This is a genomic window from Nostoc cf. edaphicum LEGE 07299, from assembly GCF_015207245.1.
GTDB classification, from domain to species: Bacteria; Cyanobacteriota; Cyanobacteriia; order Cyanobacteriales; family Nostocaceae; genus Nostoc; species Nostoc edaphicum_B.
The window spans coordinates 1-3,435 of the sequence record NZ_JADEXF010000689.1 but is presented as its reverse complement, the minus strand read 5'-3'; the positions used below and the strand labels follow the sequence as shown (position 1 = coordinate 3,435).

The following is a 3,435-nucleotide window of genomic DNA, read 5'->3' as shown; positions in this document are numbered from 1 at the left end:
GTGCTAATTGATTACCAGGAGGAAGTAGGAATATGAATTCTGGCGAATATACATTAGCGAGATCGGACAATCAATGGGCACTACAACCAGAAATAGAGATGAAGTTTGCTCACTTTCTAATAAATCACGCTGTAGATGCTGCCTTTTGTTTAGGAGCAAACGCGCAGTTTCTTTACGTCAACGATGCCACTTGTCTGATGACTGAGTATTCCCGCGAGGAATTACTTTCTATGAGTCTGCATGATATAGATGTAGATTATTCTCTGCACAATTGGTCAGATATTAGCTCGCAGGGTTCCCTTACCTTTAAATCTCGCTATCGGACAAAAAAAGGTCGGATATTTCTGGTAGAAATATCCATGAACTATGTAAAACACCAAGATATGGAATTTGGCTGTGCTTTTGCTCGTGAGAAAACTGATGAAATAGTAGAATTGAGCGTGCAAAAGTGGACTGATGGATTAAGAGATGCCAAAGATAATTTGCAACAAGAATTTTCTCAAGTCAAGGCAAAAGAAGTAGAACTAGAAACATCTCTTTCTTTACTTCGTTCTACTCTTGAGTCTACTGCCATTGGTATTGTTGCAGTTAACTTTGAGGGAGATATTCTGAGCTTGAATCAGAAATTTGTGGATATGTGGCAGATCCCAGAGTCCCTAATCTTATCTAAGAAATGTCCTCAATGCAAAGCCTTTTTTGAGAACCAACTTAAAGATCCACAAACCTTTAGTCGGCTGATTTGGGAAGTGTCTAGCCAATCTGATTTCGAGAGCTACGACATTCTAGAGTTAAAAGATGGAAGAGTTTTTGCACACTATTCTAAACCTCAGTTGCTTGAGGGTAAAATTATTGGGAGAGTGTGGAGTATTTGGGACATTACTGAATCGAAACAGACTGAAGAAGCATTACGACTGAACGCAACTAGATTTCGGGCTTTAGCAGAAACGACAGATGCCGGCACTTTTCTGATTCAAGGTACGCGGCTTTGCTATGTAAATCCGGCAGTAGAGCAACTCACTGGCTATACAAAAGAGGAACTGCTAACGGGTTTCGATCTTCGCCGACTGATTAAGAGCAAAAAACGCAGACAAATATGTAAGCAGCCTGAAGCTGCTAATTTTGAATACCAGGAGATGAATATTTTAACAAAAAACGGCACGGAGCGTTGGCTAGCCTGTGCAGTTGCCAAGCTTGATGGAGGGCTGGATTTTGGGGGAAAGCCAGTCGAACTGATTGCAGGTATCGATATTACCGATTACAAATATGCAGAATTAGGGCTTAACCAAGCTTTAGAACAAGCCAAACAACTTAGCGAACTTAGAGCGCGTTTTCTTTCTATGGTTTGCCATCAATTCCGAACTCCACTGAATATTGTTTCATTTTCTAATAGTTTACTTAAAGAAGAAGTAGACAAACGTACACAGAAGAAAATCCAACCATTACTCGATCACATTCAAAAAGCCACCGAACAATTGAGCCTGATGTTGGATGATATTTTGTTCTTCTCTAAAGCAGAATCAGCAAAATTAAACTTTGAACCAAAACCGCTTGAATTAGTTCAGTTTTGTCAGGATTTAGTTGCACAAATGCAGATGATTGTTAGCCAAAAATCAATCAATTTTGTAAATCAAGATAACTCTTTAACAGCCTATATAGATAAAAAACTGTTAGAGCCTATTTTGAAGAACTTGCTTGATAACGCGATTAAGTATTCTCCCTCGAATCCGGCAATTAATTTAGAACTATCTTGCCAAAATGAAAAATTAATTTTCCAAGTCAAAGATAGAGGGATCGGTATTTCGGTAGTAGATCAACAACGAATATTTGAACCATTTTACCGTGGTAGTAATATCGATCATATACCTGGAACTGGACTAGGGCTATCGATTCTTAAAACCCTTGTAGATTTACATCGCGGCCAAGTTTCTGTAGAAAGTGAAGTTGATGTCGGTACTACGTTTACTGTGATCTTGCCATTAATCAAATCAGAGTTGACCTGTTCCGAGTTATGAGTGTTGAAATGAAATAGTTGTTAATTAACTAATTTAACAATCATAACTCTCGGAACGAATCTATTTAGATACTCTCCAAAGAGTCTAGTAATTAGCTTCTGCAAAAATTTATTGTAATAGAAAATTATGTCCGAATCATCAAAGAAAATTCTCGTTATTGAAGATGATAACGTTACTCGCAATCTTTATTTAAAGGGTCTTGAGGCTAAAGGTTTTGATACAATAGGTGCTGACAACGGTCTTGCTGGCGTCCACCAAGCACAAAAGCGTATACCCGACTTAGTGATTTGCGATATCACGATGCCCGATATGGATGGTTATAACGTTTTAACTACACTACGCCAAGATCCTTTGACAGCAATTATTCCTTTCATTTTTCTGACTGGCAGTAGTACCAGAGCAGATGTTCGCAAAGCTATGGAATTGGGAGCAGATGACTATCTTAGCAAACCCTCGACACTAGATGAATTGCTTAGAGCGATCGCTACTCGTTTGGAAAAACAAGCTAATCTTCAATACTGGTGCAATATTCGATTCGAGAAAGCTGCAAAATCAGTATTTGCAGATAATATTACAGCGATCGCTTCCGATGTTGCCGTCGCCTCTGATAAAGAAGTCAACATTTCTTCTAAGTCAATCTTTCCCTGCATTCCGCAATTAAAAGAAGTTTTCGACTTTATCGAAGCCCATTATCATGAAGGAATTACTTTGTGTGATGTGGCTGTTGCTGTTGGTTACTCATCAGCTTACTTAACTAACCGAGTAAAGGAGACAAGTGGAGAGACTGTAAACTGCTGGATTGTCAAACGCCGGATGGCGGAAGCTTGTTTTTTACTCCAAAATAATAATGAGACAGTCGAGAAGATAGCGAAAGCATTGGGCTATCAGGATGTGTCTCATTTCTCCCGCCAGTTTCGCCAACATCACGGTTTACCTCCCCAAGCTTGGCGCAAAGAGCATCAGCTTGTGTCGCAAAAACAGGTGAAACTGTGGTGAAAGTAGATTTTATACAAATAGTTGTGTAAACTCATATATTAAATCCACCCTACCTTTACGTAACATGGCTGGATCTAATCTTTCAGTAGTGTTACAAGTCATCAAGATAACTAACCGTTGCTGCATCTGAATACCAGAGTCATCAATTACGCTCTGATACAAAGTGCCATCTAGCAAACTCAGAATGTGTTCGGTTTTGTTATTGTATTGCGCTACCTCGGAAGCACGATTTTGCGCCAGATTATCAGCTTCGTTAATAACGATACAAATACGTTCTATGTAAGTCGGTGGGACAAAATTAGCGATCGCATCATGATCTAAAATAAAAATTACATACCCTAAAGGTACAAGAATTTCTTTTGCTACTGCCTGTGTCCAGACTGTTTTACCAGTACCTGGTTGTCCATGTACAACAACTGCTAACTGG

3 protein-coding genes are annotated in these 3,435 nt (G+C 39.2%); 2 read left to right on the top strand and 1 reads right to left on the bottom strand.

Annotated features, from left to right (window positions below; translation table 11 throughout):
- Window positions 1-32: 32 nt before the first annotated feature.
- Together IQ229_RS19050 and IQ229_RS19045 are read left to right on the top strand one after the other, a co-directional pair.
- A complete protein-coding gene (locus tag IQ229_RS19050; RefSeq protein ID WP_194046430.1) occupies window positions 33-2,012 on the top strand; it encodes a scytonemin biosynthesis sensor histidine kinase in 1,980 nt (659 codons plus the stop codon).
- Between the two features lie 126 nt (window positions 2,013-2,138).
- Window positions 2,139-3,008, top strand: a complete 870-nt coding sequence (locus IQ229_RS19045) for a response regulator (RefSeq protein WP_194046428.1) — start codon at window positions 2,139-2,141, stop codon at window positions 3,006-3,008.
- A 9-nt stretch (window positions 3,009-3,017) separates the two neighbouring features.
- Here the strand turns inward: IQ229_RS19045 and IQ229_RS19040 are convergent.
- A partial coding sequence (locus tag IQ229_RS19040) for an AAA family ATPase (RefSeq protein WP_194046426.1) occupies window positions 3,018-3,435 on the bottom strand: 418 nt, incomplete at its 5' end.